We start from the raw sequence: 26,380 nt of genomic DNA, 5'->3' as shown, positions 1-26,380 counted from the left end.
CGGAAGATGGCATTCGGCCGGCAAAGAATTTTTCATGCCGATTTGGCCTTACTAGGAAAAAACACACCATTTGAACCGACAGGATGTGAAGGAGATTGACAAGGATTAAAATTGTAACGGACTCAACCGCTGACTTGAGCGAAGAACTGCTCAGAGAATATCATATTTCCGTTCTCCCGCTCTCGATATCGATCGACGGCACCGTATACAGAGACAGATTCGATATTCAGCCGGACGAATTTATTGAGAAAATGGAGAGAGCCGCAGAACTCCCGAAAAGTTCACAGCCGCCTTTAGGCGCTTTTATCGAACTGTATGAAGAGCTGACTGCTGACGGAAGCGAAGTGATCAGCATCCATCTCTCAAGCCAATTGAGCGGGACATACCAGACGGCTGTAAGCGCTTCAAATATGGTCGACGGGAACATTACGGTGATTGATTCCATGTATATTTCAAAAGGCCTCGGTTTTCAGGTCGTGCGGGCCGCCTTGCTGGCCGAAGAGGGGATGACGGCCGAAGCGATTGTAAAAGACTTGGAGAACTTGCGCGACCGGACATCCCTCTATGTGACAATTGATCATTTTGACAACTTGATCAAAGGCGGCCGCATCGGGAGGGGAAAAGCGTTGATCGGCTCGTTGCTCAAGGTTAAGCCGATCGCGAGGCTTGAGGACGGAATCTATACGCCTGAAAAAAATGTCCGGAGCAGCAGTCAGCTTATCCGTTATTTAACTGGTCAATTTCTTTCCACGGTGAAGGGAAGGACGGTGCAGGCGATCGGAATCGCCCATGCCGATGCACTTGACCTCGCACATCGGCTGAAAGACTCTTTGCTTGAACATATCCCGGGAATCGATATTGATATTTCATACACAACGCCGATTATCTCGGTTCATACCGGAAAAGGAGCGATCGGTTTTACCTTTTACACTGATTGAAAAAGGGGATGGAAGGGTTGAAAAACATTTTTGGCATTTTCCTTGCAGGTATTCTCACAGTGTTTCTTTCGTCCTGCGGAACTAGCAAGATTGAAAATCCTTTAAACTATGATGTACAGTCTTTTTCTTTTCAAAATCAAGACGGGAAAGCGGTATCTCTTGAAAGTTTAAAAGGCCAGGTCTGGGTGGCTGACTTTATATTTACGAACTGTGAAACGATCTGTCCGCCGATGACTTCACATATGGCTGAACTGCAAAAACAAATGGAAGAGGAAAACCTGCAGGCCCGGATCGTCTCATTCAGCGTTGACCCCGAAAATGATACGCCTGAAAAATTGAAGAAATTTGCGGACAACTATCCGCTCAGTTTTCAAAATTGGGATTTTTTAACCGGATACTCGCAAGAGGAAATCGAAAAGTTTGCGCTGAAAAGCTTCAAATCAATCGTAAAAAAACCTGAAGATGAGGATCAGGTGATTCACCAATCGTCATTTTATCTAGTCGATCAAAACGGCAAAGTCGTCAAGGATTATGACGGTGCAAAAAATACGCCGTACGATGAAATCATCGCTGATATTAAGACGCTGGAAAACCGTTGATAAGAACGGGCGACCTGCAGCGAAAGCCTGTTTCCTGACCACCGGAAAACAGGCTTTTTTTTACACCGGCCAAATGATTTTCAAAAGAATCAAAACATGGTACACTTTTTTTTAGGTTATCTAGAAGGAAGGGGCATCATTATTGAACATACGGTTTATAACAGTCATGATGACCCTCGTCTGTCTGCTTTCAGCCTGTACGGAATGGAATGCGGGCGTTGAAAAAACATCGGTCTCCCCTAAGCGCGATATCGTGATTGCAGCAGTGGGCGATTCTCTGACAGAGGGGGTAGGCGATCAAGAGAAGAAAGGCTATGTCGGCATTGTGGCCGACGAGCTTGAAAGCCGGAGCGATGTGAAGTCCGTAACGGTCAAAAATTATGCCGTTAAAGGCTCCCGGACTGATCAGCTGCTTGAAAGATTAAAAGAAAAAGAAGTACAAGAGGGCCTAAAAGATGCAGACTACATTTTGTTTACAATCGGGGGTAACGACCTGATGAAAGTCGTCCGCCAAAACTTCGCGCACTTAACGCTCACACCGTTCCGCGTTGAACAAAAACAGTTTGAAAAGCGGTTTTCGAATATTTTAGCGGAAATCAGAGAGCAAAACGCCAGCGCTGAATTGATTTATGTCAGCATGTATAATCCGTTTAAGTTTACGCTGTCTGAACTGAGGGAAGTTGACCAAGTCGTAGACGAATGGAATGAAGGCGCAGAAAAAAGCCTGAAAAAGGTCTCCAATACGAAAATGGCGGATATCGCTGATATTTTTGAGGAATACAGCGATGAAAAGAAGATTTCAGAAGATGAGTTTCATCCTAATCAATACGGGTATTCTTTAATAGCGAAACGCGTTTACGAACAAATTAAAAACGAAGACCTCCCAGCAGAATAAGGTGAAAAAAATGAAGAAATGGAAGAGCTTATTTTTAATTTTAGCAGCAGTCAACGTCATCATACTTGCCGGGATTTTCATTCTCATATTCCTGCCCGGCGGTCAAAAGGAACCGTCGCGGCCGACTCCGAGTGAATACCAACTGAACGTGACGAGCACGAAAGAGTCATTGGCCGCATTCATCAACACGTATTTGGCAAAAGAGTCTTCGCCGGATCTTGACTATCAAATCGAAATCGATGATGAATTCCACATCGTCGGTGCGATCCGTGCTTTTTCCTCGACAGTCGATGCGAGGGTGTCCTTTCGGCCGACGGTGGAAAAAAACGGAGATGTGGTCCTTGACGTGACGAGATTTTCGATCGGCAAGTTAAATGTTCCGATATCGATGGTGCTGAACTACATGGATCAATTTTATGATCTTCCTGATTTTGTACACGTTCGTTCAGACGCTAAAGAAATTCAAGTTCGTCTGTCAGAGATGCCGCTTAAAAACGGAATGTATGTGAAAGCAAAAGACATTGATTTAGAAAAAGATCAAATCGAGTTTGTTTATTATCAGCCTGCACAAACAGATTCATAGATCGTGCAGCGGGAGTTACAGGGGTGAACATATGGAACGAATCTACACATATTTCAGCTTGCTGTCTATGTTGTTTTCACTGTACTTCGGCGGTCTCGCCGCCTTCAGTTTCGTCGATGAAAACATGGACAAGATGTATTTGAACATCGGGTATTGTGCGTTGTTTTTAAGCATTATGATCTTTACGCTTGATGCGAAAAAACACAAAAAAACTGACCATCACAATCAATAATTGCCGGCAAAATCCTAAAACATGAGATCGTTTTAGGATTTTGTTGTCCCTGCATTCAGCAAACTGTAAAAGAGACATCGGGTCTCTTTTTTTTCGCTATGAAGGCGGAGCTTTGACAGGAAACGGCGCCGCTTTTATTTCGAGAGCAGGAGAGCCGTTGACGAAACCGAGGCCATACAACGTTGTGGATTCGCCGGCATGAAGCGTGATCCTCGGGGCTTTCAGCAGGACTGCTGTTGAAGCGGCGGCCCTCAGCTCCACGTCGATTTTCTGTGAACGCACCGGGATGTACGGGGTAACCGATTGAAAGGGGACGCCGGAAAACAGGACAGGTCCGTTTTGCACTGCAAAGTCAAGAGCTGGGGAGTCCGGTGAGAGATGGACGCAGCGGATGCTGCGGCTTTCCGGATCAGCCGCAGGCTGGTCGTACATTCCGACGGGAACGAGCTTTGCGGCTGTGCCTGTGACGGCAACCGTGCAGTACCCGCCGCGGATCAGGTGATACTGTGCCGTCAGCAGGGGACCGTGCGCCCTGCCTCTTCGGAAAACATCGATTTGAATACGGCCGGCAGGAAACCGGACATAAGAAGATAAATCTGTATAGGAGACGTTTTGAAAAACGGATATTCCGTTTACGAATACGTCGAGATTGTCGGTGTGAGGAGCCGCGTGGAGCAGTCTGATCATCACTGCTTTTCCGCTGTTTCGAAAATAAAAGGGCGCCTCGGCAGGCGGAACATGATAGCAGTTCCTCCGAAAGCCTTCCGCCATTTGACGGGCATCATGAACTGTAGAGAACATCTTGTCACGCCCCTTTGCATGCTTTCTGACATCATATGAGGCTGCAAAGCCATCGGTCACATCGCGATCAAGACGACAGATTAAAGGAGAAAACAATGAAAACGGATTTTACATACGGAAATGTGTTTAAACAGCTGGTCTATTTTTCCGGACCGATCATTTTAGCCAATCTTTTGCAGATTTCATTTCAATTCGTCGACAGCTTGTGGGTCGGAAATCTGCTCGGGGCAAAAGCTCTCGGTGCTGCGGCCGTCTCAGGGACGGTTTTCTTTACGGTGCTGTCGTTCGTATTGGGCGTTAACAATGCGGCGCTGACGATTCTTGCGCAGCAAAAAGGAAAAGGGGATAAAAAGGGACTTGCATCATATGTCAATGCGTTTGTCGTTCTGATGACGGCGATGAGCGTATTACTCGGGGTTATCGGCTATTTTTTCACAGAGCCTCTGCTTTCGCTACTTCAAACGCCTGGCAATATGATGGATTTGGCTGCAAGCTATTTGAGCATTCATTTTATCGGCATTATATTTTTATTCGGCTATAATTTCATCAGTACAGTGTTAAGAGCGGTCGGCGACAGCCAAACACCTTTGCGTTTCGTCCTGTTGGCCGTCATCCTGAACCTGTTCATGGATCCGCTGTTTATTTCGGTATTCAATCTCGGAATTGCCGGAGCGGCCTATGCAACCGTCGTTTCCCAAGGGATTGCTTTCATTTACGGGGTGGTCTATACAGTGAGAAAGCAGCTTGTTCCATTTTCAAAACCGGCGCTTCCGTCACTGGAAGAGACGTCCGTTATTTTAAAGCTCGGAGTGCCTGCCGGCTTGCAAATGATGGTGATTTCAGGAGGCTCGATGGCGATTATGAGCGTTGTCAATTCATTTGGAGAAAGTGTTGTGTCAGGGTTTGGCGCGGTACAGCGGCTTGACAGCCTGCTGATTCTCCCGGCGATGGCCATCGGCACGGCTGTCAACAGTATGGCTGGCCAAACCGTCGGCAGCGGCGACATGGAGCGTACGAAAAAAATCGCACATTACGGCGTCATTTATGTCCTGCTGTTTATGGCTGCCGTCAGTGCCGCGATATTTCTGACAGGCTATCACGCGGTCAGGCTGTTTATTTCGGAAGCCGATTCAGCCGCATTCGGGGAAGAGTATTTAAAAACGATTGCTTTTTTCTATCCGTTTATCGGAATTAACTTTGTGTTAAACGGTGTTGTAAGGGCAGCCGGAGCGATGTTTCAAATTTTGGTGCTGAACGTGATTTCTTTTTGGGCTTTGCGCTATCCGTTTACATACCTATTTTCAAAGTGGCTTGGCGAGAACGGCATAGCCCTTGGTATCGGAATGAGCTTTATGCTGAGCAGCCTGACTGCTTTTTTATATTACCGCTACGGGAAGTGGAAGCACCTCGTTCTATTTGAAAAGTGAGCAACCTCCTGCGGCAAGCCCACAAAGCCAGCTCCCGCCGGGCGTCTGAAGCAAAGGAACAAAAATGCTTTTAACGTCTTAATAATTGACGATATATACAATATAAAACGAGTTTGGTGCTGGGGGCTTGTCATGTTTTTAATCGATTTATATTTGAATTTGTGCATTTTAATTACTTCGCTCTTTATTTACACTCAGCTAAAGTGGAATATTTTCTCCCGAAAAGCTACAAGCAAACAACTTGATTGGATTGACGGCATCACGGGCGGGTTGCTCGGAAATGTGCTCATGTTCTTTTCGATCCAGGCAACCGATGAGACGCTCGTTGATTTGCGTTATGTGCCCGTCATGATTTTGTTTTTATTTACGGGCACCTTTCCGGCATTCATCTGTTCTCTGCTGATTATAGGAGGAAGGTTTGTTTACGGGGGAAGTACATCTGCGATTGCTGCGCTCATCGGAATGATCGTTATATTCATGGGATATTATCTCATCCTCCGGATCATGGATAAAGATGCTGACACTTATCAAAAGACATTCGCATTAGTCATTTTTGCCAATGTGGCGATTTCAATTGTGATCTTGATGCTCCTCCACGATTTCTACTTAGTGAAAATTTTATTGACGTGGTTCTGGATTTTATCTACTATCGGCGGCTTTACGTCAGTATACGTCGTCTCATATTTAAGAAAATCTCATTTTCTGTTAAAAAAGTATGAAGAGGAATCGTCGATTGATTATTTAACGGGATTGAATAATGTCCGCCGTTTTGATGCGATATGGAATGCTCATATTTCAAACGCAAAGGAGAAGAACGAGAAACTGTCTTTGCTTATGATCGATATCGATTATTTCAAAACGATTAATGATACGTACGGACATTCAAATGGAGACGTGATTTTAAAAGAATTAGGAACGATTTTAAAAAAGTCAACACGTACGGAGGATATCGTATCAAGAAACGGCGGAGAAGAGTTTTCGGTCATATTGCCGAACAGTTCCCATTCGCAGGCGGCAGAGATTGCTGAAAGGATACGCAAGGAAGTGGAAACACACACTTTTTTCATTTCTCATTCTAAAAAGATTCATATTACGGTTTCGATTGGAGTTGCGGCCTTTCCGGAGGTCATTCACAGTACTGACGAGTTGATTGAAAAAGCCGATCAATGTTTGTACAGGGCTAAACACCTTGGGAGAAACCGGGTGTGCACCTCCGTTTGAAATCACGTTAAGCTGAACGAAAAAGGATAGATGAAACGATGTCCATCTATCCTGTCTTTTTTATGTTCGTTTATCGAATTCCGCAAGTTTGACAAATGTCTTCTCATCTTCGATTAATCCGCACGCGCCGCACTGCACTTTTATGGCAGGGCCGTTGTACGGCAGGTGAAATGGAGAAAGCTCGTCATCTGAATACGTTTCCATGATCTCTCCTGTTGCCGGATCAATCTTAACGGATGTCGGGGACTGTTCGATTAAGTTGAACCGTGTTCGGTTTGTTTTGCAGTTTGGACAAAGATAAGGAGCTGTCATAAAGTCAGTACACCTCTTTTTTATTTTAAGGTGCACAGATTCAGGCCCATTTATGTAAAGTCCGGGTCAGCGCTGTTCCCGTTTTTTGTCCAATTTGCTGAACAGTTCAATCAGCGTTTTCAGCTCTTCATCACTGTAGCTGCTGAAGCGCTTGAAATAATATTCCGTTTTCTTTTCTTCGAAATATCTGATAATTTCTTTTCCTGCGTCTGTCAGATGGATTTTGATGATCCGTCTGTCTTCTTTTGACCGGACTCTCGTGATCCAGCCTTTTTCAACCAATGCATCGGTTACAGCTGTGATATGGCTCGCAGAAACGCCTAGAATCGTTGCAAACTCCGTGACTTTCTTCGGACCTTGCTCGCTCAGCAGGCGGAGAATCATGAATTCATTGCGGGACATCTCTTTTTCGAGCAGCTCATTTATCTCATCACGTATCTGTTTAAATACTGTGCGAAGCAGTGCTTCCATATCATACATCATTTGTTCTCTAACTTTCAAAATTTCGCCCCTCCATATAAGTAGCAAATTTCAGCTTTTTTAAAAAAGGAATGACCGAATCAGCATGAATATTATTTTTCATGAACATGATATCACTATGATACCATAATTTTTGCTTTTCAAGTGTATGTTTCAGAAGATTTTTAGTTCATTTGACCATCAATTGAACAACGGTTCATGGCCATGATAGATGAATACTGCTGTTTCTTAGAATATGGTGATGACAATGACATATTATTGTCATTTTTTCTTTTCAGGCAGCGGCTGATGAATGTGTCAAAAGTTGTTTACGATGAGCGGGAGCGGGCTTAAAAATGAGCATGCTGTGATATAATGGTTCCCAACACATGTTGAAAAGAAGGAGGCAGAACGATGGCTGAAAAACGAGAACTCGCCACATTTGCCGGAGGCTGCTTTTGGTGTATGGTCAAGCCTTTTGACGAACAGCCGGGCATTATAAAAGTCGAATCCGGCTATACCGGCGGCCGTACGGAAAATCCGACCTATGAAGAGGTTTGCAGCAATACAACGGGACATAGGGAAGCGGTGCAAATCACGTTTGATCCCGATGTCTTTCCATACGAAAAACTGCTGGAACTCTACTGGCAGCAAATCGATCCTACTGACAGCGGAGGACAATTCGCAGATCGAGGCGAGTCTTACCGGACAGCGATTTTTTACCATCATGACAAGCAGCGGAAACTAGCTGAGGAATCGAAGAAAAAGCTTGAAGAAAGCGGCATCTTTAAAGATCCGATCGCGACCGACATTCTGGAAGCCGGCCCATTTTATCCGGCTGAAGAGTATCACCAGGATTATCATAAAAAGCATCCCGAACGCTACACACAGTATCGGATCGGAAGCGGAAGAGAAGGATTTTTACAACAGCATTGGGGGCGAAAGCATGACGAACAATAAAGAAGAACGGCTGAAGCAGCTGACCCGGATGCAATATGAAGTGACGCAGAAAAACGGGACGGAGCCTCCATTCCAAAACGAATACTGGGATCTGCGCGAAGACGGAATCTATGTCGATATTGTTTCGGGGAAACCGCTGTTTTCGTCGCTTGACAAATTTGACGCACACTGCGGCTGGCCAAGCTTTACAAAACCGGTCGATACCGGGGAGATCGAAGAAAAACTTGATACTTCACACGGCATGGTTCGGACTGAAGTGAGAAGCAAGTCTGCCGATTCCCATCTTGGACACGTGTTCCCGGACGGACCCGGACCGGATGGCCTGCGCTATTGCATCAATTCAGCGGCCCTCCGGTTTGTGCCGAAGGATGACCTTGAGAAAGAAGGGTACGGCGAATATGTCAAGCTGTTTGAACGCAAGAAATCCGGAGAGGAAAGCTGAGGAGAGCAGCATCCAAGATGATCCTTTTTTCAAAGGGTCATCTTTTTTTAGAGGATTTTCTGCTCTGAAAGCGAAAAAACATTATAATAGAACATCTTGAGAAAAGAGGCAGCCGTTGTGACATCCATTTCAAACACAGAAGACCGTTATTTAATGCTGACATGCAGCAAAAAAATTGAATCGCATTATCATATATACACAGATGACCAGATCCCGCAGATGTTTTCCTCTCATTTTCTGCAGCTGCAGGACGATTTTCCGCTGACAGAGCTGTATTCCCTGCTCGTTCGGGTACCCGAAATTTTAAAACGAAATTATGTTCATGTGAAAAGCTCTTTTAAGCGCGATCTCCCTTTCACGATGAAAAAGTCGCTCTTTGAGCTTGGATATATTCTTGATGAAGAATTGTTTTATACGATCAGGCTTGCAGATTGGAAAGGGGTTTCCCCAGGTGTGCGGGCAGAGTGGGGGACGGAGAAATCGCTCATTGACGGCTGCCGCATGATGCAGGCTTATGATACATTGTCGATCAATGAAGCGTTTGCGAAGGAAAAGCTAATGCGAAAATATCCTTTTTACGAGAAAGGCATCATTCAGCTGTGTGTCTGCTACTCGGAAGAAGGAGAACCGATTGGATGTGCTGAGCTTTACCTCGATCAGAACGAAAACGTTGCTAAAATCGAAGAAGTCGCCATTTTGGAGCCTTACCAGCGGAAAGGCTATGGATCGGGCCTTATCAAGCAGATGCTCAACGCTGCCAAACAATCGGGCATGGAATCGTGCTATCTTGTAACTACGGGGAGCGATCAGGTGAAAACGTTTTATGAAAAGCTGGGTTTTAAGCAGGAGGAAAAGCTCACAACGATATTTAAGTATTTGTTTGAATAAAGTAGGCAGGTGCACATACCAATTGGGACTTGGCCTGCATAGGCTGGGGTGTAGACTTTATACGAAAGGATGATCGCCTGTGCATTACTCCCATTATTGCTGTCCTACTGGAGGATACGGCTACGGGTTTCACGGCAGAAACACATTTGTGCTCATCGTTGTCCTCTTTATTTTGCTCATCATTGTCGGTGCGGCTTTCATTTGCTAGCTAAAAAGCCCAACGCCCGGCGCTTGACATGCTCACAAAGCCTTCCATCCGGAAGGTTTTTTGTTTTTGTTGTTAAATTTTACATATGTGAGGTGAAAATATCGGACAAACGGGGAGTAACTTTGAAATATGCTTGGGGCATAAAAGGGGACTTTTTCATAATGTGGTCTGGAACATTTTTATCGCTCTTTCGTTCGGGTCTTTTCTATTATTCATTGGTATGGTGGTCCTTATCGGAAACCGGAAGCGCCCTTTCTGGAAGCGTCGTGATCGGTATCGGGCTGACTGTCTCGATTTTGATCTCGCCGTTTACAGGCCTGGCATTCGTGACAGATTTCACAGGGGGACGCTGATAGCGGCTTCGTATATGATCATTTCAGCTGTATTTTTAACGATCGGATTTTTGGCGCTTCGAGAAAAATAAAAGGACATGTCCTTTTATTTTTTTGTTTATGCTTACGGCGTTCGCTCCGAAATCAACCATTTCCGCTTGAAAAGAGAATGCCGCCTTTTCCCGCTTCATATAATGTAAAGAAAAACCTCTCATTGGGGAAGGGGGGATGTTTGAATGTCATTTTTGATTAAGCCGGATCTGCACGCAAGCTATCCGGTCGTTCAGTATGCAAAAGGAAGCTGGATTGTCGACAATTCCGGAAAGCGATACCTTGACGGTTGTTCAGGTGCTGTTACCTGCAATCTCGGGCATGGTGTACAAGAGGTGATTGAGCCTCTTAAAGAGCAGCTTGATGCTGTTTCATTTGTCTACCGTTCACAGTTTACGAGTGAGCCGGCTGAACAGCTAGCCGAACTCCTTGCTGAATGGCTGCCGGGTGATCTGAATTGGTCTTTTTTTGTCAACAGCGGGTCGGAAGCTGTTGAAACCGCCATGAAAATCGCCGTTCAATACTGGCAGGAAAAAGGACAAAACGACAAAACGATTTTCCTTTCGAGATGGAACAGCTATCACGGAATTACAAATGGAGCCCTGTCGCTGTCGGGATTTTATGAGCGCCGCTACAGGTTTACGCACATGCTGCACAGGTATCCCGCTGCTTCAGCGCCAAACTGTTACAGATGCCGGCTTTCTCATCCCGAATGCCAAGAAGCGTGCGTGAAAGAAATCGAGATCGCCGTTAAAAGGATCGGCAAGCAATTCATCGCGGGCTTCGTTGCCGAACCCGTTATTGGGGCTGCTGGAGCAGCCATAACGGCACCTGATGGTTATTACAAAAAAGTAAAAGAGATTTGCGAAGAAAATGAAATTCTTTTGATCGCGGATGAAGTCATGAGCGGGATGGGCCGAACCGGCCGGATGCTGGCGATTGAACATTGGGGCGTGACCCCGGATATTGCCGTACTCGGCAAGGGGATGAGCGCAGGGTATTCACCGATTGCCGCAGCGGTCATATCCGATGACATCATGGAAACGGTCAAAAACGGCTCAGGAGTCATCATGAGCGGGCATACGTACAGCGCAAACCCTTTTTCAGCCCGTGCGGCGCTCGCCGTTCTTCGTTACATCCTCAAGCACGATCTTGTCAAACAAGCCGGGATAAAAGGAGAAAAGCTGAAAAGAATGCTGAAAGAAGTCATGAAACAGTCGAGCATCATTGGCGACGTTCGGGGCAAGGGGCTTCTTCTCGGGATTGAATTTGTCGCCGATCGAAAAAGCAAAAAGACATTTCCTTCATCAATGCCGGTGTCGGCTCTCGTTATTTCCGAAGCGAAAAAAAGAGGTCTGCTTCTTTATCCGTCACAGGCGGGTATTGACGGCGGCGGGGGAGATGCCGTCATCATTGCGCCGCCCCTTACGATATCGGACAAAGAGCTGGAAGCGCTCATTCATATATTTAAACATGCCGTACACGAGATTGAAAAACAAGCAGAAAAGGTGATGCACGAAAGATGACGGTGCTGAACAAACGTATTGCTGTTGAAGATGCAATTGCCGATTTGAAAGACGAAGCGACCGTCATGTTTGGCGGATTTGGGGGAGTCGGTTCACCGCCTTCTTTCATCCGTGCGATTTTGAAAAAAGGTGTAAAAAATTTAACGGTCATATGCAATGATGCAGGATTTCCCGGCATCGGCATCGGCCCTTTAATCGTCAATAACCGCATAAGGCGGCTGATCGCTTCCCATATCGGATCAAATCCCGTTGCGGGAAAGCAAATGACGGACGGTTATCTCGCCGTTGAATTTTCACCGCAAGGTACGCTGGCGGAAAGAATCCGTGCGGGCGGCACAGGTCTTGGCGGTATTTTGACCGATATCGGAATCGATAATGACATGGTGCGCCAAGGAAAGAAGATCGTTTCATTAAACGGACGCGCATACCTTGCCGAAGAAGCGCTCAGTGCGGAATACGCTTTTATTTATGGAAAAACCGCCGATGAATTCGGCAATATCATCTATGACAAAACGGCGCGTAACATGAACCCGCTTATGGCGATGGCTGCTGATCGGACATTTGCCGAAGTGGAGCGGATCGTTCCCCTTGGAGAGCTCGATGAAGAAGAAATTGTAACACCCGGTGTTTTTGTCGAAGGTGTCGCTGAAACGGAAGGGGTGAACTGGAAATGGGTTTGGGAGTCATAGAGCGGGAGAGAATTGCAAAACGGGCGGCCCGCGAAATCAAAAGCGGAATGATTGTCAACCTGGGCATCGGCATTCCGTCTTTAGTTCCCAACTTTTTAGACCCGGGCACTTCCGTCATGATCCAATCTGAAAACGGGCTTCTCGGCATCGGCGAGTCGCCTGAAAAAGGAAGGGAAGATGAGAATCTTTGCAATGCAGCAGGCTGGCCTGTCACCGTAGTAAAAGGCGCTTCTTATTTTGATTCAGCTCTGTCGTTCGGCATGATCAGAAAGGGCGCGATTGATGTCACGATTCTTGGTTCTTTGCAGGTCAGCCAGTCAGGGGATCTGGCCAATTGGATCGTCCCCGGCAAAAAGGTTCCAGGAATGGGAGGGGCGATGGAGCTTGCCCAAAAGGCGAAAAAAGTCATTGTCGTGATGAGCCATACCGATAAAAACGGCGCACCCAAACTTGTCGCCGACTGTACGCTGCCACTGACTGCAAAAGGCTGCGTCGACATGGTGATTACAGAAAAAGCCGTGCTCACCATCGACAGCGGCGGTTTTGTATTAAAAGAGCTGATGAGTGAAGAGGATCTAGATGATGTGCTGCGGCTGACGGATGGAAAGATCCGGATCGAACTGCCGCTTTCGTAAGAGGAGGAATTGGATGGAGAACATAGAGAGAAAAGTGTGCGATTGGATCGATTCGCACGAGAAAAAAGCGGTTCGCCTTTTGAAAAAACTCGTCGGAGAAAAAAGCACAATGGGCAGCGAATTTAACGCCCAAGCCGTCGTCCTGGAGAAACTGAGGCAATTTGAAGCTGAAATCGATGTCTGGGAGCCGAGCATGAAGCAATTGGAACAGCATCCGCTGTTTAAATCAGACAGAACAAGCTTTAAAGAAAGCCCGAATATTGCGGCTGTCAAAAGAGGAAAGGGCAGCGGGAAATCGCTAATCTTAAACGGACACATCGATGTCGTACCTGAAGGAAACAAAAAAGACTGGGAGACGGAGCCTTTTCAGCCGGTCGTGAAGCAGGGACGGATATACGGCCGAGGCACAACTGACATGAAAGGCGGCAATACGGCTCTTTTATTCGCGATGGAAGCGCTGGAGCAATGCGGAGTTCAATTAAAAGGAGATCTTATTTTTCAAAGTGTCGTAGACGAGGAGTGTGGCGGAGCCGGGACGCTCGCGGCCGTCATGAGGGGCTACAAGGCAGACGGCGCTTTGATTCCCGAGCCGACAAATATGAAAATGTTTATTAAACAGCAGGGCTCGATGTGGTTCAGAATCACGGTCAAAGGGCTTTCAGCACACGGCGGCACAAGATATGAAGGCGTCAGCGCCATCGAAAAAAGCATGCTTGTCATCCAGTCGCTCCGCCAGCTTGAACAGGTCAGGAATAAGAGAATAACAGATTCTTTGTATGACAATATCCCGATACCGGTCCCGATTAACATCGGCACGATCAACGGAGGCGCATGGCCTTCATCGGTTGCCGACACGGTGACACTGGAAGGAAGGTGCGGAATCGCTCCGAACGAAACCCCTGAAGCCGTCCAGTCCGAGCTTGAAAACTGGCTCAATGATCTTCAATACCATGATGAATGGTTTAAACATTACCCTGTTGACATAGAATGGTTCGGCGCCATGTGGCTCCCGAACGATTTAGCAGAAGACCATGAACTGACAAAAGTGCTGAAATCCGCCTATCAAACCATCACGGCAAAAGATCCCCTAATCGAAGCTTCCCCATGGGCGACAGACGGCGGAATATTGTCGCACGCCGGAGGCACCCCTGTCATCGTCTTTGGACCGGGAGAGACGAAAATGGCACACCAGGCAAACGAATACATTGAAAAAGACGCCCTGATCCAGTCAGCCAAAATCATCAGCCTGTTTATTATGAATTGGTGTGATTATGAACGGTGAAAAGATCAGCAGTTTTGGAGGTTAAATATGGTTGAAAAATGGAGCAATGACAGCTGTACGCTCGAAGCGGATGTCGACTTGTCCAGTAAAAGAATCAGAATCATCAATTATGAAGGCGATGTGTGTTCATTTTTTCCCGCCATACTGAAAGAAGCAAAAAAACATGATATAGGGAAAATGATCGTTTTCACCAAAACGACTGACAGAGACGCTTTGCTTGAACGGACGTTTGAACCGGAAGGGAAAATCGACGGATACTTTAACGGGCATGATGCTGACGTGTTCGTAAAATATGTAAAAGAAGACAGGCGAAAAACCGCTGACTGGCTTGCGCAGGACCAAATGCTGTCAGAGCTGTTCAGCACTCCCCGCATCGCGGAGGCCCAAAACGCTTCCTTTAAAATCAGGCGGGCCGCCTCAGTTGATGCGCCTGTTCTCGCCGATCTCTACAACTGCGTCTTTCCTGTATATCCCGCACCTGTTTCAGATCCGGCATATCTTAAGGAAGCGATGGGAAAAGGGGCTGTTTACTACCTTGCCTTTGACGGGGAAAAAGTGATTGCATCAGCAGGTGCAGACGTTAATTCCGTTTTGGGGAATGCGGAAATAACCGACTGCGCTGTCCTGCCGGAATACAGGGGTTTTTCATTGACGAGGCGGCTGATTGCGGCACTCGAAACCGATTTGAAACAAGCGGGTATCTTTTACGTTTTTTCAATCGCAAGAGCGGCTTCTTTCGGAATGAACGCCAGCCTTTATCATTTATCATACTCATACAGGGGCCGGCTTTTGAACAACTGCCTCATTTATAAAAGCATTGAGAACATGAACATCTGGTGCAAAAATTTAAGCCGGTTTTAAAAAGCGGTCTTTCGCGGGTTTTACATTTGAAGAGACACTTTTCATGCCGGTCACATAACCTGAAAAGTATAGGGAAAATGCTGATAGGGGGATGAAAGATGGAAAACGGTCTGTTTAAGCCGAAAAGGCATTGGAAGGATATTGAGCTTTGGAAAGATGTTCCCGAAGAAAAATGGAACGACTGGATATGGCAGCTGACAAACACCGTCAGAACGCTAGGCGATTTGAAAAAAGTCGTCAATCTTACAAAAGAGGAAGAAGAAGGGGTGCGAATCTCCACAAAGACGATCCCTTTAAATATTACACCGTATTACGCTTCACTGATGGATCCGGATGATCCGCGCTGTCCGATCAGAATGCAGTCTGTGCCGCTTGCAGAAGAAATGCACAAAACAAAATACGACCTTGAAGATCCCCTTCATGAGGATGAAGATTCGCCTGTCCCCGGCTTAACCCACCGCTACCCGGACCGGGTTTTGTTTCTCGTCACTAATCAATGCTCGATGTACTGCAGATACTGTACAAGGCGGCGTTTTTCCGGGCAAATCGGCATGGGCGTGCCGAAAAAGCAGCTCGATCAGGCGATCGGCTATATCCGGGATACGCCTGATGTCAGGGATGTGCTGATATCAGGCGGGGACGGCCTTCTCATTAACGACCAGATTCTTGAATATATTTTGAAAAACCTCCGCGCCATCCCGCACGTGGAAATCATCCGGATCGGCACGAGAGCTCCGGTCGTCTTCCCGCAGCGGATCACCGACAAGCTTTGCAGCATTTTGAAAAAGTATCATCCCGTCTGGCTGAATACGCATTTCAACACGAGCATCGAAATCACGAAGGAAGCGAAGGAAGCCTGTGAAAAGCTAGTCAATGCCGGGGTGCCGGTCGGCAATCAAGCCGTTATTTTGGCGGGGATAAATGACAGCGTTTCCATTATGAAAAAGCTGATGCATGATTTAGTAAAAATCAGAGTCCGGCCGTATTATATTTATCAATGCGATTTGTCTGAAGGAATCGGACATTTCCGAGCGCCTGTATCAAAAGGTCTTGAAATCATTGAAGGCTTGCGTGGACATACGAGCGGCTATGCAGTGCCGACCTTTGTGGTTGACGCGCCGGGCGGAGGCGGAAAAATCGCCATACAGCCGAATTACTTGATTTCGCAGAGCCCCGATAAAGTCGTGCTCCGCAATTTTGAAGGCGTCATTACGTCGTATCCTGAGCCCGAAAACTACATTCCGGGAAGAGCGGACGACTATTTTGCCGAAATCTTCCCTGATGTGATGAAAGAAAAAGAGGAGATCGGCATATCGGCAATCTTTGCGGATCAAACGCTTTCATACACACCGGACGGCTTAAAACGGCTAGAGAGAAGGGAAAGCTATTCCACGAGGCCTGATCATGAAACATTGAAAAGCCGCCGGGCAAAGCGTGACGAATTGAAAGAAAAGAAATTCCTTGCCCAGCAAAAAAAAGAAGGCGAAGCTGAGGGGCGTGTGCAATGAAAAGGTGTGAATGGTGCAGTGAAGAAAAAGCCGGGGAAGCCCGCACGGCGGTTTATTGGGAGCTTCCTGACGGGACGAAAGCGATCGAAATCACCGATACACCTGCGGTGGAATGCAAAGGCTGCGGGATCGTCTATCAGGAGGACAGCGTCACCTGGGAAATTGAAAATCAGCTGCTCTTGATCGATACAAAAAAACTGCCATCGTCCGTTTCGTATGATGCGCTGATGAAAACAGAGCGCATATTGAAGCGCAATTACTTTGATTTTTCTTCATGAAGCCGGCTTCTGCCGGTTTTTTTGCGTGTTTCAACGGGTTTTTTGTTTGTATTTTTTCAGACGGCCTGTATAATAGAACATCAAAAGAGGACAGGAGGGGAGACCGTGAAGTCTTTTTACCATTATTTAATGAAATACCGCCATCCGAAACCGAAGGACGCGATCAGCGAATTCGCGAATCATGCTTACCTTGATCACGGATTTCCCAAGGCGTCAACTCATTACGATGAAATCAGCTCTTACCTTGAGCTTAATGTGGATTATTTATCGTCAATGACGACATTTGATGAGGCTTGGGAACAATATATTTCGGAAACAAAGCGATAAAAATCCGCAGTTATTCAGAACTGCGGATTTTTTTACGTTCGCCCGAGCCGGCTGGGCTTTTCGGAAAACTCATCGGGCTTTGTAACCTTAGCCCATGCGAATTGACAGCGCTCAGCATACGATAAGCGTAACACGGAAGCTTCAAGGCAAGGGGGAATCCAAATGAAGTCAAATGCGCCTAAATTCAAAGTCGGGGATGTTGTCGTCGTCGTGATGTACGGGACGGTCGGAACGATTACAAAAGTTCATAAAATCGATAAGCATTTTTTGTATGAAGTCAATCATAATGAAGTGCTTTATTTTGAGACTTCTCTTCAACTTTACAAAGATTATGACGGGGTCATTGTCGATACGGAAAAGCTTGACATCGAATATGAATTTTTAATCGGGGATGTCGTCTATGTAAAAGATTACGGCAAAGAATTGTTTAAAATCACCGGGCACAGAACGGAAATTTGGAGATATATGGAGGATGGCTGGGAAGATATCATTTACGAGCTGACCCGTTTAAAAGACGGAGAATGGCTTGAAACCGAAGAAGAAGATTTAACGCTCGTGCTCAGAACTTACGAAATGGACCAGTTCGTCCATCAGCTTCTGTTTGTTCATTATGTCGGCGAAGCCGGACAAGAGCTTGATGAACCGATATCTGAAAAGGTATTTATGCCATTTTCTGGGGATTTTGAGGAGCAGGAACATGAGCACAACATGGCAGTTGCTGTCGTGGATGAGCTGCTTGATATCTACAATGACTATAAAGTATTGTATGAAATGTTTCAGGATGCGGAATATAAAGAAATGATGGAGTTTGTGTTAAGCAGCCTGAAAGAATATTTCAAATGATAAACAACAAATATAAGAAATAAGGAAAACAGCCGAACACAATAAAAGCGAACATGGCTTTCAAGACCTTCCCCAAAACCAGGTCAAACCCTTCTCCGTCAAGTGCTTCAAGCGTTTTTTGAATCATTTTTTTTCCCCTTCCGGCTTTTGTCTTGTTACGACATGTATATGACAGAGGACAAACATTATGACAAATCGGTTATAAAACCGAATGCCAGCTCATACATCAGAATAAGGAGGCGATCACAATGAAAGAAATTGAACTGATGATAGATACAGAAGAAATCGCTGATTTTTTTTATCTAGAGCTGACAAGAAGAGGCTACATACCGAGCGAGGACGAACTGTTCGAAATTGCCGATATCACCTTTGATTATCTGATTGCAAAATGTATGATAGATGAGCATATAGAGGATTGAAAAAAGGGGACCGGGGCGCACCTGCTCCGGTTTTTCCTATATATTTGCCCGGCAGGAGAGCGGGGTGTAAAATGTTTAAAAACAATGTCAAGGGAGGCACTGACTTTTTCAATGTATAAAGCACTATTTGCAGCCGCTGTCTTTGTCATCATGGCCATTCTTATCCGCATCCCGGCGGTTCAATCATTTGATGTGAGCGTGATACAGGCTCTCGAGTCTGTCAGACACCCGGTTCTCACAGCGTTTTTTAAAGTGCTGACAGAGCTGGGGTCAAGCGGCTTCATGCTGCCGCTGATGCTGGCTTTAACCCTGGTTCTTGCCGTCTATAAAAAAGCAGCGGCATCACTGTATCTTTATTTGCTGTTTTTTGTTGAAAGAACGGCCAATGAAGCTTTAAAAGGCTGGATTGCCAGAGAGCGCCCTGCGATAAACCCGCTCGTACACGAACCGTCACACAGCTTTCCGAGCGGCCATTCAATGAATGCGGCGAGCATGTACCCGTTTATCGCATTTCTCCTTTTGCTCTGCATTCCTTTTTTTCAAAAACACAGCCGTGCGGTTTACATGTGGACGGGCCTTCTCGTCGGATTCATCGGAATCAGCCGCATGTATCTCGGCGTTCATTACATGACAGATGTCATCTCAGGATTTTCTCTCGGTCTGGCGCTGTTTTTCATCTTCAAAAAAATTGGCGAAAAGTACCCGCTTGTTCGACAAAAGTAGTCAAAGGGTTTGAGCCGCGAAGCGCCAATTGTATAAAAAAAGGAGGGATCTGTATTGCCGTTAATGTTTCAACTGTTTAAAAAGAAGCTGACACCTTATGATGTGACGATTTTTCAAACGCCTTGCTTTGGTGAAGATAAGGGATATGAGATGGTTTACAGAACGGAAATAAACGGCAGAACCCATGAAGATGTGCTGGAACGGACGTTTTCCACTTTTAATGTTTATGACACGGTGCCGAATGATTATAGGGCGAGATTTCTTGCAACAGGCGACATCGTTTTAATCGATGAAGGAAGAAAGGGAAAAACCTATTATAAACTGCTGTCTACAGGATGGAGCAAAATCAACCGCATTTTGCTGCAGTCATCGTAAGGCTGAAAAAAAACTGCGGAAGCGCTGTCCGCAGTTTTTTTTATGTTGTATTTTTTCGTTTTCTGGCGCTGAATTCCTTTTCGTGCGCATCCTCTGCCGCGATGACGTCCTTTGTCGGGATGTGATTGTTCTTTTTCAGTCCGGTGACTCTGTTTCGCTGTTTTTTGCCCATCATTTATGACCTCCTTCCTAAAAAATAGGATGACTAAACGCCCCGCTATTTATCCAGGAGAAAGTCGTCTTTATTCTGTCATATTGATCGCGGCCGGGTAGACATACGGCTGCTCCGGCTCGCTGATCTCCTTCCATCGCTTCGCGCGGATGATCGGGATGACAGTGCCGTTATAAGACGCTTTGCCGATTGTTCCTTCCAATTCAATCCAAGTATCAGGCTGCAATTGCTCTGCGCCGTTCCATTCAGCGAGAAACCCGATCAGGCTGGCGTCTGCGATGCAGTGCGTGATCATAAATCGGGACAGCACGAGCTGGTGTGCCCTCAGCCCCGCTTCTTTATGGACGAAGCCTTTGACCGTGATCTCTTTTCCAATGTAATGATCAAGACTGCTTGTCACTTCATCATAGTAGTCTGCAAACATATCGTCATTCATGACAATCCGCTTTTCATGCTTAAATTGATCCATCTTCCGGTCATAAGCCGATTTCGGCATCGCTGAATCGGCAAGTCCTTGCTGAATCTCCGGTGTCATGACATGTTCCTTTTCGCCTTCAGTTTGAGGGGCGATCTCCGTTTTGGTGAGCATAGTCCCTTTGTTGGCAGCAACAGACGAATTCAGTACAGCCGGGGAAAGGGTGAATCCGGTAATGAGGGGAAGAGCGATGACGGCATAATGCATCAGCCTGATGAAAAAAGGCTTTGACTCGCCATGATCATGTCCGCAGCCGCAATCTCCAGTATGGTCATCCTTCACCGTCCAGATCCTTGTCAGCTGAATGATAAACAGAAACGCGAACACACCTGCGGCGATGAGGCTTGTGTAATCGTATTTCGGATTGATCAGCTTATCAATTTCCCCTGTGTAATGGAGCTTGAAAATAAAGACGGAAAAGGCCGCCAACACGAGTGCGCGCAAAAATTGCCGAGGCTGAAAAACCATTGGTAAAACCTCCTTTCTACAGCAAACTGACAACTTTGATACAAACATAGACAACAACGGTGATCAGGATAGACAAACAAATGACGAACTTCGGTTTAAACGCATGCAGCATCATCACCGTATTTTTTAAATCGAGCATCGGCCCGTAAACGAGAAAAGCAAGGATGGATGTGGAAGGAAACAAATTGGTGAAGGAAGCGCCGATAAATGCATCCGCTTCAGAGCACAGCGATAAAAAGTAAGCCAGCCCCATCATGACCAATGCCGAGTCAAACATGCCCCCTCCGAACAGAAACAGCGATTTTAACGGGAGATAGGTTTGCACAAGTGCGGCAACTAAAGCGCCGATAATCAGAAACCTCCCCATATCAAAGAATTCGTCAACAGCATGTTTCAGCATATCAAATAGCTTTTCCGAAAAAGGGGAGCGTCTGCCGGAATGGGTGCAGTGTGCAGCTGTCTGCCGGCTTTCCGTTTTCAGCTGGCTTGAGCGGAACATCATGCTGATCGCAAAGGCGATGATGACCGCTGCGGCAAAACCGACAGCAACCCTTAAAACGGCCATTCGCAAGTCATTGCCAAATGCCATATAAGTGGATAAGATGACAATCGGATTGATCAGCGGACCTGTCAACAGAAAGCCGACACCGGCATAGATGGGAACGCCTTTTGACACGAGCCTTCTCACGATCGGGACAATCCCGCATTCGCAAGCCGGAAAACAAGCGCCGAGCAAACAGCTGACAATCACTCCTGAAAACCTGTTTTTCGGAAAAAGGGAGCGAATGTGCTCTTCAGTCACAAAGATCTGGATGAAACCGGCGATTAATACCCCGATTAACACAAAGGGAAGGGCTTCGATTAAAATGCTGATGAAAATCGTATTCAGCTGCTGAACGGAAGCCGGAATCTGGAAGGGGAGGCCTGCGGCGAGCGCTCCGCCGGCTGACACAAGGCATATCAAAACACCGATGACAACAAGCCCGGTAAAGTCGATTAAATAACTGTTAAGTGAACGAAACATCACTTTTCCTCCATCCTGAAATAGCCAATCGTAATCATTCTTTTTTAAAGGTATGCCTGTCCTTTTTTAAACATGACAAAAAAAGAATGATGCCGAAGCGGAGCAGGGCTTTGTTTTCTTTTTCCGCGATGTTGGTTTATAATACATATGCGAGTGGATGCTGCAATCATCATCACAAATCAGCTTTAAAAAGGCAGGAGGAATATTCATGAGCGTACATATTGGCGCAGAAAAAGGACAAATTGCAGAAACGGTGCTGCTTCCAGGAGACCCGCTGCGTGCAAAATATATCGCTGATACATATTTGGAAAACGTTGAATGTTATAACGAAGTACGGGGAATGTACGGCTTTACGGGCACTTATAAAGGAAAGCGCGTTTCCGTACAGGGGACGGGCATGGGTGTGCCGTCTATTTCAATTTATGTCAATGAACTGATCAGAAGCTATGATGTGAAAAACCTGATCCGCGTCGGATCATGCGGTGCAATCAGAAAAGACGTCAATGTAAGGGATGTCATTCTTGCGATGACTTCATCAACCGATTCGCAAATCAACAGAGTGGCATTCGGTTCGATCGATTTTGCGCCTTGCGCAGACTTTGGCCTGTTAAAAGCTGCTTATGACGCTGCAAGTGAGCGGAACATCCCGGTTACGGCAGGGAACGTGTTTACGGCGGATCAATTCTATAATGACGACAGCCAAATTGAGAAGCTTGCCAAACACGGAGTGCTTGCGGTCGAGATGGAAACGACGGCGCTTTATACACTAGCTGCGAAATTCGGCCGAAAAGCCCTCTCGATCTTAACGGTCAGCGATCACGTCATTACCGGCGAGGAAACAACGGCAGAAGAGAGGCAAACGACCTTTAATGATATGATTCTGCTGGCTCTGGATACCGCTTTGTAAAAGCATACACGCATTGAAAAAGGATGGATTCGAATGAACGGAAAGTACAAATACGTGACGATTGCTTCATTGCTGAGTGCAGCGGTCTTGCTTGGCACAGGATGTACCATGACCGAACAGAAGCAAAATGACACGGCTAAAACACAGAACACTGCAAACGCAAGCAAGGATGCAAAAGACCAAAAGGCTGACAGCAGCTTGGAAGATCAGGACTTCATACTCGAGAGCAAGTATTTTAATCAAATAAAAGATGTAGACGGGCTGCCGACGATTCAAAATCCTGAAAACATAATGGCGCTTGTAAATAAAGAATACGCGCTTCCCGGCAACTATGCACCGAGCGACCTGACAGTGCCTGATGTCGCGTTTTCTTTTACCGAGGATATCGACAAGCGGTATATCAGAAAAGAAGCCGCCAAAGCGCTTGAAGAGATGTTCAGTGCCGCTAAGAAAGAAGGCTATGAACTCGTTGCGGTGTCCGGCTACAGATCCTATGACAGACAAAAAGCGATCTATAACAACGAAGTCAGCCAAAAGGGAGAAGAAAAGGCGAAAGAAGCTGTGGCATATCCGGGCCAAAGCGAGCATCAGACAGGACTTGCGATGGATATTTCCAGCAAAAGCAACGGCTTCGCCTTATCAGAGGAATTCGGCAATACGAAAGACGGACAATGGGTCGAAAAGAACGCCTACAAATACGGCTATATCATCCGTTATCCGAAAAATAAAGAAGACATCACGAAATATAAGTATGAACCTTGGCACCTGCGCTATGTAGGAAAAAAAGCGGCTAAAGCCATCCAAGAACACGACTTGACGCTTGAAGAGTATTTTAAACAAGTGAAAAAGATATAAAAGAGAAAAGGCCGATATCAATCGGCCTTTTCATATTACCAAAAAAATAAGCCTGCAAGAGCCACACCGGCAATTAGACCGAGGCCAAGTCCGTATACAGGGCCCCAACCCCACCCGCCGCCGTAATATCCGTAGGCGAATCCGCGGCCTCCCCGTCTGATCATCGGGGCGATATAAACTTTGCTTGGGGAAACACGGACGATTCTTCCGACATGTAGACGGCCTCCTTTGTCGGTGATTCTCGCAACTCTGCCAACATTTTGGTGGCAAAACCTGTAATATCGGTCCACTTGAATGCTCCTTCCATCATCTTATCTATTCCTAATCAGCTTATGACGGATTTAATAGAAAAGGTTGGACGAAAGAAGGAGGACAAATGATGGTTTATAGATGTGATATAAAAATAATATGATCAAGAGAATCGCGGTATTTTTCCAGGTAATGCAGGTGTTTTTCCATCGTTTCATAGTCTTTGTCGGAAATCGCAGGCGACAGATCCATTTCCACGGCATCATCAGGGTCTGTTGCATCTTCCAATACGACAGGGATGATGTCAATCTTTGAAAATTTTTCTTCTCGAAGGACATTGACCCACTCATCCTCAGTATATAAAGCGATGAATCCGTAAAAGTCCGTGATTTCCTTTTTTGCTTCGTCTGTCAGAGCGTTTCCTTCCTTAAGACAGACTTCGGTCGCGATCAGCATCCCTTCGGGTTTTAAAATCCGCCGGATTTCCTGTAAAGCTGACCGGATATCTGTGAAGCTCAGCACAGATTCAGTTAATACACAGGCAAAGCTTTCAGACTGAAACGGCATTTTCTCGAGGGGTGAGTGGACAACCGGAATGGAAAGCTGTTCTTTTTTAAAACGCTGTTGGGCTTTATCGATCATGACCGGATCGGCATCAAGGGCAGTGACAGGAAACAGAAGCTGCCCCAAATAAGCGGCGGTTTGGCCCGTTCCGCAGCCTGCATCTAGAATCGGCTGCTCAGGGTCGATGCCGGCTTTGGCGAGCACTGCCTTTGACAGGGACATCCCGCCGGGATGAGCGGATGAGACGCCGAAGCTGGCGAGCATGTCTAAATAATCGCTCAAATTGAGATCCCTCCTTTTTTGTATGCATATGCAAAAGCGGAATAATGGTTGAAAAACGATCGAATGCCGGCAGCCTGGAAAAATCGGTATTTAAGTGATTCGAGTTGACGAATAAAGATTCGTCCATGATAATATGGTAAGTAGAAAAGGTGGTGTTCGTTTGAAACAGCAGTTAAAACTCTTTTTGGCTGTATTGATTACGGCCGTCGCCGCCTCCGCACTGACGCTTTATCTGGTGGGCAAAGGCAGCGGCGGCTCAGTATATTCCGCTTCAGATTCCGAGAAATTCGAAAAGCTGATGGCGGCGTACGACAAAATCAAGAGCGACTATTATCAAAATGCAGACGATGAAAAGCTGACTGACGGGGCGATTAAAGGGATGCTTGGAGCTTTGGATGATCCATATTCAACATACATGGATAAGAAAGAAGCTAAAAGCTTTGAAGAAAGCATTACCTCTTCTTTTGAAGGAATCGGCGCCCAAGTAGAAGAAAAAAATGGACAAATTTTAATCGTCGCGCCTATTAAAGGATCTCCCGCAGAAAAAGCCGGCTTAAAGCCGCATGATGAAATTCAGAAAGTGGACGGCAAAAGCGTAAAAGGCAAGACCGTCAACGAAGCGACAGCAATGATCCGCGGCAAAAAAGGCACGAATGTCAAGCTTGTTCTCAACAGGGGAGGCGTCGGCCAAATCGATGTTACGATTAAGCGCGATACGATTCCGATTGAAACGGTTTACTCCAAAATGATCGACGGCAACATCGGTGAAATCCAAATTACGTCTTTCTCTGAAAATACCGCAAAGGAACTGACGAAAGCCATTGATGACTTGTCTGAAAAAGGTGCGGAACGATTCGTGCTGGACCTCAGAGGAAATCCCGGCGGCCTGATGGACCAAGCGATTATGATGAGCAACCTGTTTGTCGATAAAGGCAAAACGATTATGCAGGTTGAATCCAAAAACGGGAAAAAAGAAGTGTACAAAGCCGAGAAGGAACGAAAAGTGAACAAGCCGACCGTCGTTCTCGTCAACGGAGGAACGGCAAGCGCGGCTGAGATCATGGCCGCAGCACTTCACCAGTCCTCAGGCATTCCGATCGTCGGTGAAAATACGTTTGGAAAAGGAACGGTTCAAAATGCGGAGAGCTTCTCCGACGGATCGACCGTCAAGCTGACGATTGCCAAGTGGCTGACGCCAAATGGGGACTGGATTCATGAAAAAGGAATCAAACCTCAATATAAAGCGGAGCTCCCAAGCTATGCCAAACTCCCGTATCTGGATTCCAAAAAAGAGTATAAGGCAGGCAGCACCGGAGACGAAGTGAAAGCCGCCCAGCAAATGCTCCAAGTGCTCGGCTATAAGCTGGATGCGACAGGGGCATTCGACGCACAGACGGAGGCTGCCGTTAAGGCATTTCAAAAAGACCAAAAGCTGAAAACGACAGGCATCCTAACGGGCGAGACGACAATCAGCATGACAAGCAAGCTGCAGGATAAGCTTTCCGACAATGATACGCAGTTGGATAAAGCGATTGAGATCTTAAAAAAAGAGAAATAAAAGAAACCCTTG

At 46.3% G+C, this 26,380-nt stretch carries 36 protein-coding genes; 27 read left to right on the top strand and 9 right to left on the bottom strand.

Annotated elements, in window-relative coordinates:
* Positions 1-95 precede the first annotated feature (95 nt).
* The 5 genes from BTA31_RS13785 (at position 96) to ypmT (ending at position 3,247) form a co-directional block, all read left to right on the top strand.
* Positions 96-938: a DegV family protein gene (locus BTA31_RS13785; protein WP_076792487.1), complete on the top strand. Its 843-nt coding sequence runs from the start codon at positions 96-98 to the stop codon at positions 936-938.
* Between the two features lie 8 nt (positions 939-946).
* Positions 947-1,537: an SCO family protein gene (locus BTA31_RS13780; protein WP_076792832.1), complete on the top strand. Its 591-nt coding sequence runs from the start codon at positions 947-949 to the stop codon at positions 1,535-1,537.
* A gap of 142 nt (positions 1,538-1,679) precedes the next feature.
* Positions 1,680-2,432, top strand: coding sequence for an SGNH/GDSL hydrolase family protein (locus BTA31_RS13775; protein WP_076792485.1), 753 nt, complete (start codon positions 1,680-1,682; stop codon positions 2,430-2,432).
* Positions 2,433-2,442: 10 nt separating this feature from the next.
* Entirely contained in the window at positions 2,443-3,015 is a 573-nt protein-coding gene (locus BTA31_RS13770; RefSeq protein WP_076792829.1) for a YpmS family protein, read from the top strand.
* Between the two features lie 31 nt (positions 3,016-3,046).
* Positions 3,047-3,247 carry a protein YpmT gene (gene ypmT / locus BTA31_RS13765; protein WP_003182792.1) on the top strand — a complete coding sequence of 67 codons (201 nt, stop codon included), beginning with the start codon at positions 3,047-3,049 and terminating at the stop codon, positions 3,245-3,247.
* 96 nt (positions 3,248-3,343) lie between these two features.
* Here the strand turns inward: ypmT and BTA31_RS13760 are convergent, their stop codons facing one another.
* Positions 3,344-4,048, bottom strand: a complete 705-nt coding sequence (locus BTA31_RS13760; protein WP_076792482.1) for a DUF4397 domain-containing protein — start codon at positions 4,046-4,048, stop codon at positions 3,344-3,346.
* A 95-nt stretch (positions 4,049-4,143) separates the two neighbouring features.
* Here BTA31_RS13760 and BTA31_RS13755 point away from each other — a divergent pair, with 95 nt between their 5' ends.
* Positions 4,144-5,475 carry an MATE family efflux transporter gene (locus tag BTA31_RS13755; RefSeq protein ID WP_076792479.1) on the top strand — a complete coding sequence of 444 codons (1,332 nt, stop codon included), beginning with the start codon at positions 4,144-4,146 and terminating at the stop codon, positions 5,473-5,475.
* Between the two features lie 132 nt (positions 5,476-5,607).
* A complete protein-coding gene (locus BTA31_RS13750) occupies positions 5,608-6,696 on the top strand; it encodes a GGDEF domain-containing protein (RefSeq protein ID WP_076792477.1) in 1,089 nt (362 codons plus the stop codon).
* A 60-nt stretch (positions 6,697-6,756) separates the two neighbouring features.
* On the opposite strand, the gene BTA31_RS13745 is transcribed toward BTA31_RS13750, so the two are convergent.
* Entirely contained in the window at positions 6,757-7,008 is a 252-nt protein-coding gene (locus tag BTA31_RS13745; protein ID WP_076792474.1) for a DNA alkylation repair protein, read from the bottom strand.
* A 66-nt stretch (positions 7,009-7,074) separates the two neighbouring features.
* Positions 7,075-7,509, bottom strand: coding sequence for a MarR family transcriptional regulator (locus tag BTA31_RS13740; RefSeq protein ID WP_003182782.1), 435 nt, complete (start codon positions 7,507-7,509; stop codon positions 7,075-7,077).
* A gap of 372 nt (positions 7,510-7,881) precedes the next feature.
* Between BTA31_RS13740 and msrA the strand changes: the two genes are divergently transcribed.
* The 14 genes from msrA (at position 7,882) to BTA31_RS13670 (ending at position 18,297) form a co-directional block, all read left to right on the top strand.
* Positions 7,882-8,427, top strand: a complete 546-nt coding sequence (gene msrA / locus BTA31_RS13735; protein ID WP_076792471.1) for a peptide-methionine (S)-S-oxide reductase MsrA — start codon at positions 7,882-7,884, stop codon at positions 8,425-8,427.
* Positions 8,414-8,869 carry a peptide-methionine (R)-S-oxide reductase MsrB gene (gene msrB / locus BTA31_RS13730; protein ID WP_076792468.1) on the top strand — a complete coding sequence of 152 codons (456 nt, stop codon included), beginning with the start codon at positions 8,414-8,416 and terminating at the stop codon, positions 8,867-8,869. The genes msrA and msrB overlap by 14 nt, the downstream gene beginning before the upstream one ends.
* 117 nt (positions 8,870-8,986) lie before the next feature.
* Positions 8,987-9,757, top strand: a complete 771-nt coding sequence (locus tag BTA31_RS13725) for a GNAT family N-acetyltransferase (RefSeq protein WP_076792465.1) — start codon at positions 8,987-8,989, stop codon at positions 9,755-9,757.
* Positions 9,758-9,836: 79 nt separating this feature from the next.
* Complete coding sequence (locus tag BTA31_RS13720; RefSeq protein WP_003182774.1) at positions 9,837-9,965, top strand: YjcZ family sporulation protein; 129 nt, start codon at positions 9,837-9,839, stop codon at positions 9,963-9,965.
* Between the two features lie 161 nt (positions 9,966-10,126).
* A complete protein-coding gene (locus BTA31_RS13715; protein ID WP_239693206.1) occupies positions 10,127-10,318 on the top strand; it encodes a hypothetical protein in 192 nt (63 codons plus the stop codon).
* Between the two features lie 215 nt (positions 10,319-10,533).
* On the top strand, positions 10,534-11,874 hold the full coding sequence (locus BTA31_RS13710; RefSeq protein WP_076792462.1) for an aspartate aminotransferase family protein: 1,341 nt from the start codon (positions 10,534-10,536) through the stop codon (positions 11,872-11,874).
* Positions 11,871-12,563 (top strand): CoA transferase subunit A, encoded by a 693-nt coding sequence (locus tag BTA31_RS13705; RefSeq protein ID WP_076792459.1) that lies wholly within the window; start codon positions 11,871-11,873, stop codon positions 12,561-12,563. The genes BTA31_RS13710 and BTA31_RS13705 overlap by 4 nt, the downstream gene beginning before the upstream one ends.
* A complete protein-coding gene (locus BTA31_RS13700) occupies positions 12,545-13,198 on the top strand; it encodes a 3-oxoacid CoA-transferase subunit B (RefSeq protein ID WP_076792456.1) in 654 nt (217 codons plus the stop codon). Before BTA31_RS13705 ends, BTA31_RS13700 begins: the two co-directional genes overlap by 19 nt.
* A 13-nt stretch (positions 13,199-13,211) precedes the next feature.
* Complete coding sequence (locus tag BTA31_RS13695; protein WP_076792453.1) at positions 13,212-14,480, top strand: peptidase; 1,269 nt, start codon at positions 13,212-13,214, stop codon at positions 14,478-14,480.
* A gap of 27 nt (positions 14,481-14,507) precedes the next feature.
* Positions 14,508-15,341, top strand: coding sequence for a putative beta-lysine N-acetyltransferase (gene ablB / locus BTA31_RS13690; protein WP_076792450.1), 834 nt, complete (start codon positions 14,508-14,510; stop codon positions 15,339-15,341).
* Positions 15,342-15,439: 98 nt separating this feature from the next.
* Positions 15,440-16,849, top strand: a complete 1,410-nt coding sequence (kamA, locus tag BTA31_RS13685) for a lysine 2,3-aminomutase (RefSeq protein ID WP_076792448.1) — start codon at positions 15,440-15,442, stop codon at positions 16,847-16,849.
* Positions 16,846-17,127, top strand: coding sequence for a YokU family protein (locus BTA31_RS13680; RefSeq protein WP_076792445.1), 282 nt, complete (start codon positions 16,846-16,848; stop codon positions 17,125-17,127). The genes kamA and BTA31_RS13680 overlap by 4 nt, the downstream gene beginning before the upstream one ends.
* A 105-nt stretch (positions 17,128-17,232) precedes the next feature.
* Entirely contained in the window at positions 17,233-17,454 is a 222-nt protein-coding gene (locus tag BTA31_RS13675) for a YozE family protein (RefSeq protein WP_043928075.1), read from the top strand.
* A 162-nt stretch (positions 17,455-17,616) separates the two neighbouring features.
* Complete coding sequence (locus BTA31_RS13670; RefSeq protein WP_076792442.1) at positions 17,617-18,297, top strand: hypothetical protein; 681 nt, start codon at positions 17,617-17,619, stop codon at positions 18,295-18,297.
* On the opposite strand, the gene BTA31_RS23360 is transcribed toward BTA31_RS13670, so the two are convergent.
* A complete protein-coding gene (locus BTA31_RS23360) occupies positions 18,290-18,424 on the bottom strand; it encodes a hypothetical protein (RefSeq protein WP_094777433.1) in 135 nt (44 codons plus the stop codon). The two genes, BTA31_RS13670 and BTA31_RS23360, sit on opposite strands and share 8 nt — an antisense overlap.
* Before the next feature lie 121 nt (positions 18,425-18,545).
* Between BTA31_RS23360 and BTA31_RS13665 the strand changes: the two genes are divergently transcribed.
* The 3 genes from BTA31_RS13665 (at position 18,546) to BTA31_RS13655 (ending at position 19,814) form a co-directional block, all read left to right on the top strand.
* A complete protein-coding gene (locus BTA31_RS13665; protein ID WP_020451846.1) occupies positions 18,546-18,716 on the top strand; it encodes a YozD family protein in 171 nt (56 codons plus the stop codon).
* 111 nt (positions 18,717-18,827) lie between these two features.
* Complete coding sequence (locus BTA31_RS13660) at positions 18,828-19,439, top strand: phosphatase PAP2 family protein (RefSeq protein ID WP_076792439.1); 612 nt, start codon at positions 18,828-18,830, stop codon at positions 19,437-19,439.
* A 63-nt stretch (positions 19,440-19,502) separates the two neighbouring features.
* Entirely contained in the window at positions 19,503-19,814 is a 312-nt protein-coding gene (locus BTA31_RS13655; protein ID WP_193427253.1) for a YodL domain-containing protein, read from the top strand.
* Positions 19,815-19,854: 40 nt separating this feature from the next.
* Here the strand turns inward: BTA31_RS13655 and BTA31_RS22580 are convergent, their stop codons facing one another.
* The 3 genes from BTA31_RS22580 to BTA31_RS13645 form a co-directional block, all read right to left on the bottom strand.
* Complete coding sequence (locus BTA31_RS22580; RefSeq protein ID WP_023857374.1) at positions 19,855-19,986, bottom strand: hypothetical protein; 132 nt, start codon at positions 19,984-19,986, stop codon at positions 19,855-19,857.
* A 70-nt stretch (positions 19,987-20,056) separates the two neighbouring features.
* Entirely contained in the window at positions 20,057-20,929 is an 873-nt protein-coding gene (locus BTA31_RS13650; RefSeq protein ID WP_076792436.1) for a TIGR03943 family putative permease subunit, read from the bottom strand.
* A gap of 16 nt (positions 20,930-20,945) precedes the next feature.
* Positions 20,946-21,953 carry a permease gene (locus BTA31_RS13645; RefSeq protein WP_043928081.1) on the bottom strand — a complete coding sequence of 336 codons (1,008 nt, stop codon included), beginning with the start codon at positions 21,951-21,953 and terminating at the stop codon, positions 20,946-20,948.
* 208 nt (positions 21,954-22,161) lie between these two features.
* Here BTA31_RS13645 and deoD point away from each other — a divergent pair, with 208 nt between their 5' ends.
* Positions 22,162-22,860, top strand: a complete 699-nt coding sequence (gene deoD / locus BTA31_RS13640) for a purine-nucleoside phosphorylase (RefSeq protein ID WP_003182742.1) — start codon at positions 22,162-22,164, stop codon at positions 22,858-22,860.
* Positions 22,861-22,893: 33 nt separating this feature from the next.
* Positions 22,894-23,715 (top strand): M15 family metallopeptidase, encoded by an 822-nt coding sequence (locus tag BTA31_RS13635; RefSeq protein ID WP_076792433.1) that lies wholly within the window; start codon positions 22,894-22,896, stop codon positions 23,713-23,715.
* A 35-nt stretch (positions 23,716-23,750) separates the two neighbouring features.
* On the opposite strand, the gene BTA31_RS13630 is transcribed toward BTA31_RS13635, so the two are convergent.
* Both BTA31_RS13630 and BTA31_RS13625 read right to left on the bottom strand, forming a co-directional pair.
* The gene (locus BTA31_RS13630; protein ID WP_043928083.1) at positions 23,751-24,005 is read right to left on the bottom strand and encodes a hypothetical protein; all 255 of its coding nucleotides are present in this window, start codon (positions 24,003-24,005) and stop codon (positions 23,751-23,753) included.
* Between the two features lie 94 nt (positions 24,006-24,099).
* The gene (locus BTA31_RS13625) at positions 24,100-24,810 is read right to left on the bottom strand and encodes a class I SAM-dependent methyltransferase (RefSeq protein WP_076792431.1); all 711 of its coding nucleotides are present in this window, start codon (positions 24,808-24,810) and stop codon (positions 24,100-24,102) included.
* A 160-nt stretch (positions 24,811-24,970) separates the two neighbouring features.
* On the opposite strand from BTA31_RS13625, the gene BTA31_RS13620 reads away from it, so the two are divergent.
* Positions 24,971-26,368, top strand: coding sequence for a S41 family peptidase (locus BTA31_RS13620; RefSeq protein ID WP_076792428.1), 1,398 nt, complete (start codon positions 24,971-24,973; stop codon positions 26,366-26,368).
* Positions 26,369-26,380: the final 12 nt, after the last annotated feature.

The organism is Bacillus haynesii, assembly GCF_001969855.1.
Taxonomy (GTDB): domain Bacteria; phylum Bacillota; class Bacilli; order Bacillales; family Bacillaceae; genus Bacillus; species Bacillus haynesii.
The sequence above is the reverse complement of the archived record's forward strand: the minus strand, read 5'-3'. Positions and strand labels throughout refer to the sequence as shown.

Bases quoted from the DNA above. Each gene is read 5' to 3' on its own strand.
- kamA (WP_076792448.1), top strand. From the start codon at position 15,440: ATGGAAAACGGTCTGTTTAAGCCGAAAAGGCATTGGAAGGATATTGAG.
- BTA31_RS23360 (WP_094777433.1), bottom strand. From the start codon at position 18,424: ATGATTCAAAAAACGCTTGAAGCACTTGACGGAGAAGGGTTTGACCTG.
- BTA31_RS13660 (WP_076792439.1), top strand. From the start codon at position 18,828: ATGTATAAAGCACTATTTGCAGCCGCTGTCTTTGTCATCATGGCCATT.
- BTA31_RS13645 (WP_043928081.1), bottom strand. From the start codon at position 21,953: ATGTTTCGTTCACTTAACAGTTATTTAATCGACTTTACCGGGCTTGTT.
- BTA31_RS13700 (WP_076792456.1), top strand. From the start codon at position 12,545: ATGGGTTTGGGAGTCATAGAGCGGGAGAGAATTGCAAAACGGGCGGCC.
- BTA31_RS13665 (WP_020451846.1), top strand. From the start codon at position 18,546: ATGAAAGAAATTGAACTGATGATAGATACAGAAGAAATCGCTGATTTT.
- BTA31_RS13650 (WP_076792436.1), bottom strand. From the start codon at position 20,929: ATGGTTTTTCAGCCTCGGCAATTTTTGCGCGCACTCGTGTTGGCGGCC.
- BTA31_RS22580 (WP_023857374.1), bottom strand. From the start codon at position 19,986: ATGGGCAAAAAACAGCGAAACAGAGTCACCGGACTGAAAAAGAACAAT.
- deoD (WP_003182742.1), top strand. From the start codon at position 22,162: ATGAGCGTACATATTGGCGCAGAAAAAGGACAAATTGCAGAAACGGTG.
- BTA31_RS13670 (WP_076792442.1), top strand. From the start codon at position 17,617: ATGAAGTCAAATGCGCCTAAATTCAAAGTCGGGGATGTTGTCGTCGTC.
- BTA31_RS13780 (WP_076792832.1), top strand. From the start codon at position 947: ATGGAAGGGTTGAAAAACATTTTTGGCATTTTCCTTGCAGGTATTCTC.
- BTA31_RS13680 (WP_076792445.1), top strand. From the start codon at position 16,846: ATGAAAAGGTGTGAATGGTGCAGTGAAGAAAAAGCCGGGGAAGCCCGC.
- msrA (WP_076792471.1), top strand. From the start codon at position 7,882: ATGGCTGAAAAACGAGAACTCGCCACATTTGCCGGAGGCTGCTTTTGG.
- BTA31_RS13655 (WP_193427253.1), top strand. From the start codon at position 19,503: ATGTTTCAACTGTTTAAAAAGAAGCTGACACCTTATGATGTGACGATT.
- BTA31_RS13750 (WP_076792477.1), top strand. From the start codon at position 5,608: ATGTTTTTAATCGATTTATATTTGAATTTGTGCATTTTAATTACTTCG.
- BTA31_RS13705 (WP_076792459.1), top strand. From the start codon at position 11,871: ATGACGGTGCTGAACAAACGTATTGCTGTTGAAGATGCAATTGCCGAT.
- BTA31_RS13635 (WP_076792433.1), top strand. From the start codon at position 22,894: ATGAACGGAAAGTACAAATACGTGACGATTGCTTCATTGCTGAGTGCA.
- BTA31_RS13760 (WP_076792482.1), bottom strand. From the start codon at position 4,048: ATGTTCTCTACAGTTCATGATGCCCGTCAAATGGCGGAAGGCTTTCGG.
- BTA31_RS13710 (WP_076792462.1), top strand. From the start codon at position 10,534: ATGTCATTTTTGATTAAGCCGGATCTGCACGCAAGCTATCCGGTCGTT.
- BTA31_RS13755 (WP_076792479.1), top strand. From the start codon at position 4,144: ATGAAAACGGATTTTACATACGGAAATGTGTTTAAACAGCTGGTCTAT.
- ablB (WP_076792450.1), top strand. From the start codon at position 14,508: ATGGTTGAAAAATGGAGCAATGACAGCTGTACGCTCGAAGCGGATGTC.
- BTA31_RS13695 (WP_076792453.1), top strand. From the start codon at position 13,212: ATGGAGAACATAGAGAGAAAAGTGTGCGATTGGATCGATTCGCACGAG.
- BTA31_RS13715 (WP_239693206.1), top strand. From the start codon at position 10,127: ATGTGGTCTGGAACATTTTTATCGCTCTTTCGTTCGGGTCTTTTCTAT.
- BTA31_RS13745 (WP_076792474.1), bottom strand. From the start codon at position 7,008: ATGACAGCTCCTTATCTTTGTCCAAACTGCAAAACAAACCGAACACGG.
- msrB (WP_076792468.1), top strand. From the start codon at position 8,414: ATGACGAACAATAAAGAAGAACGGCTGAAGCAGCTGACCCGGATGCAA.
- BTA31_RS13770 (WP_076792829.1), top strand. From the start codon at position 2,443: ATGAAGAAATGGAAGAGCTTATTTTTAATTTTAGCAGCAGTCAACGTC.
- ypmT (WP_003182792.1), top strand. From the start codon at position 3,047: ATGGAACGAATCTACACATATTTCAGCTTGCTGTCTATGTTGTTTTCA.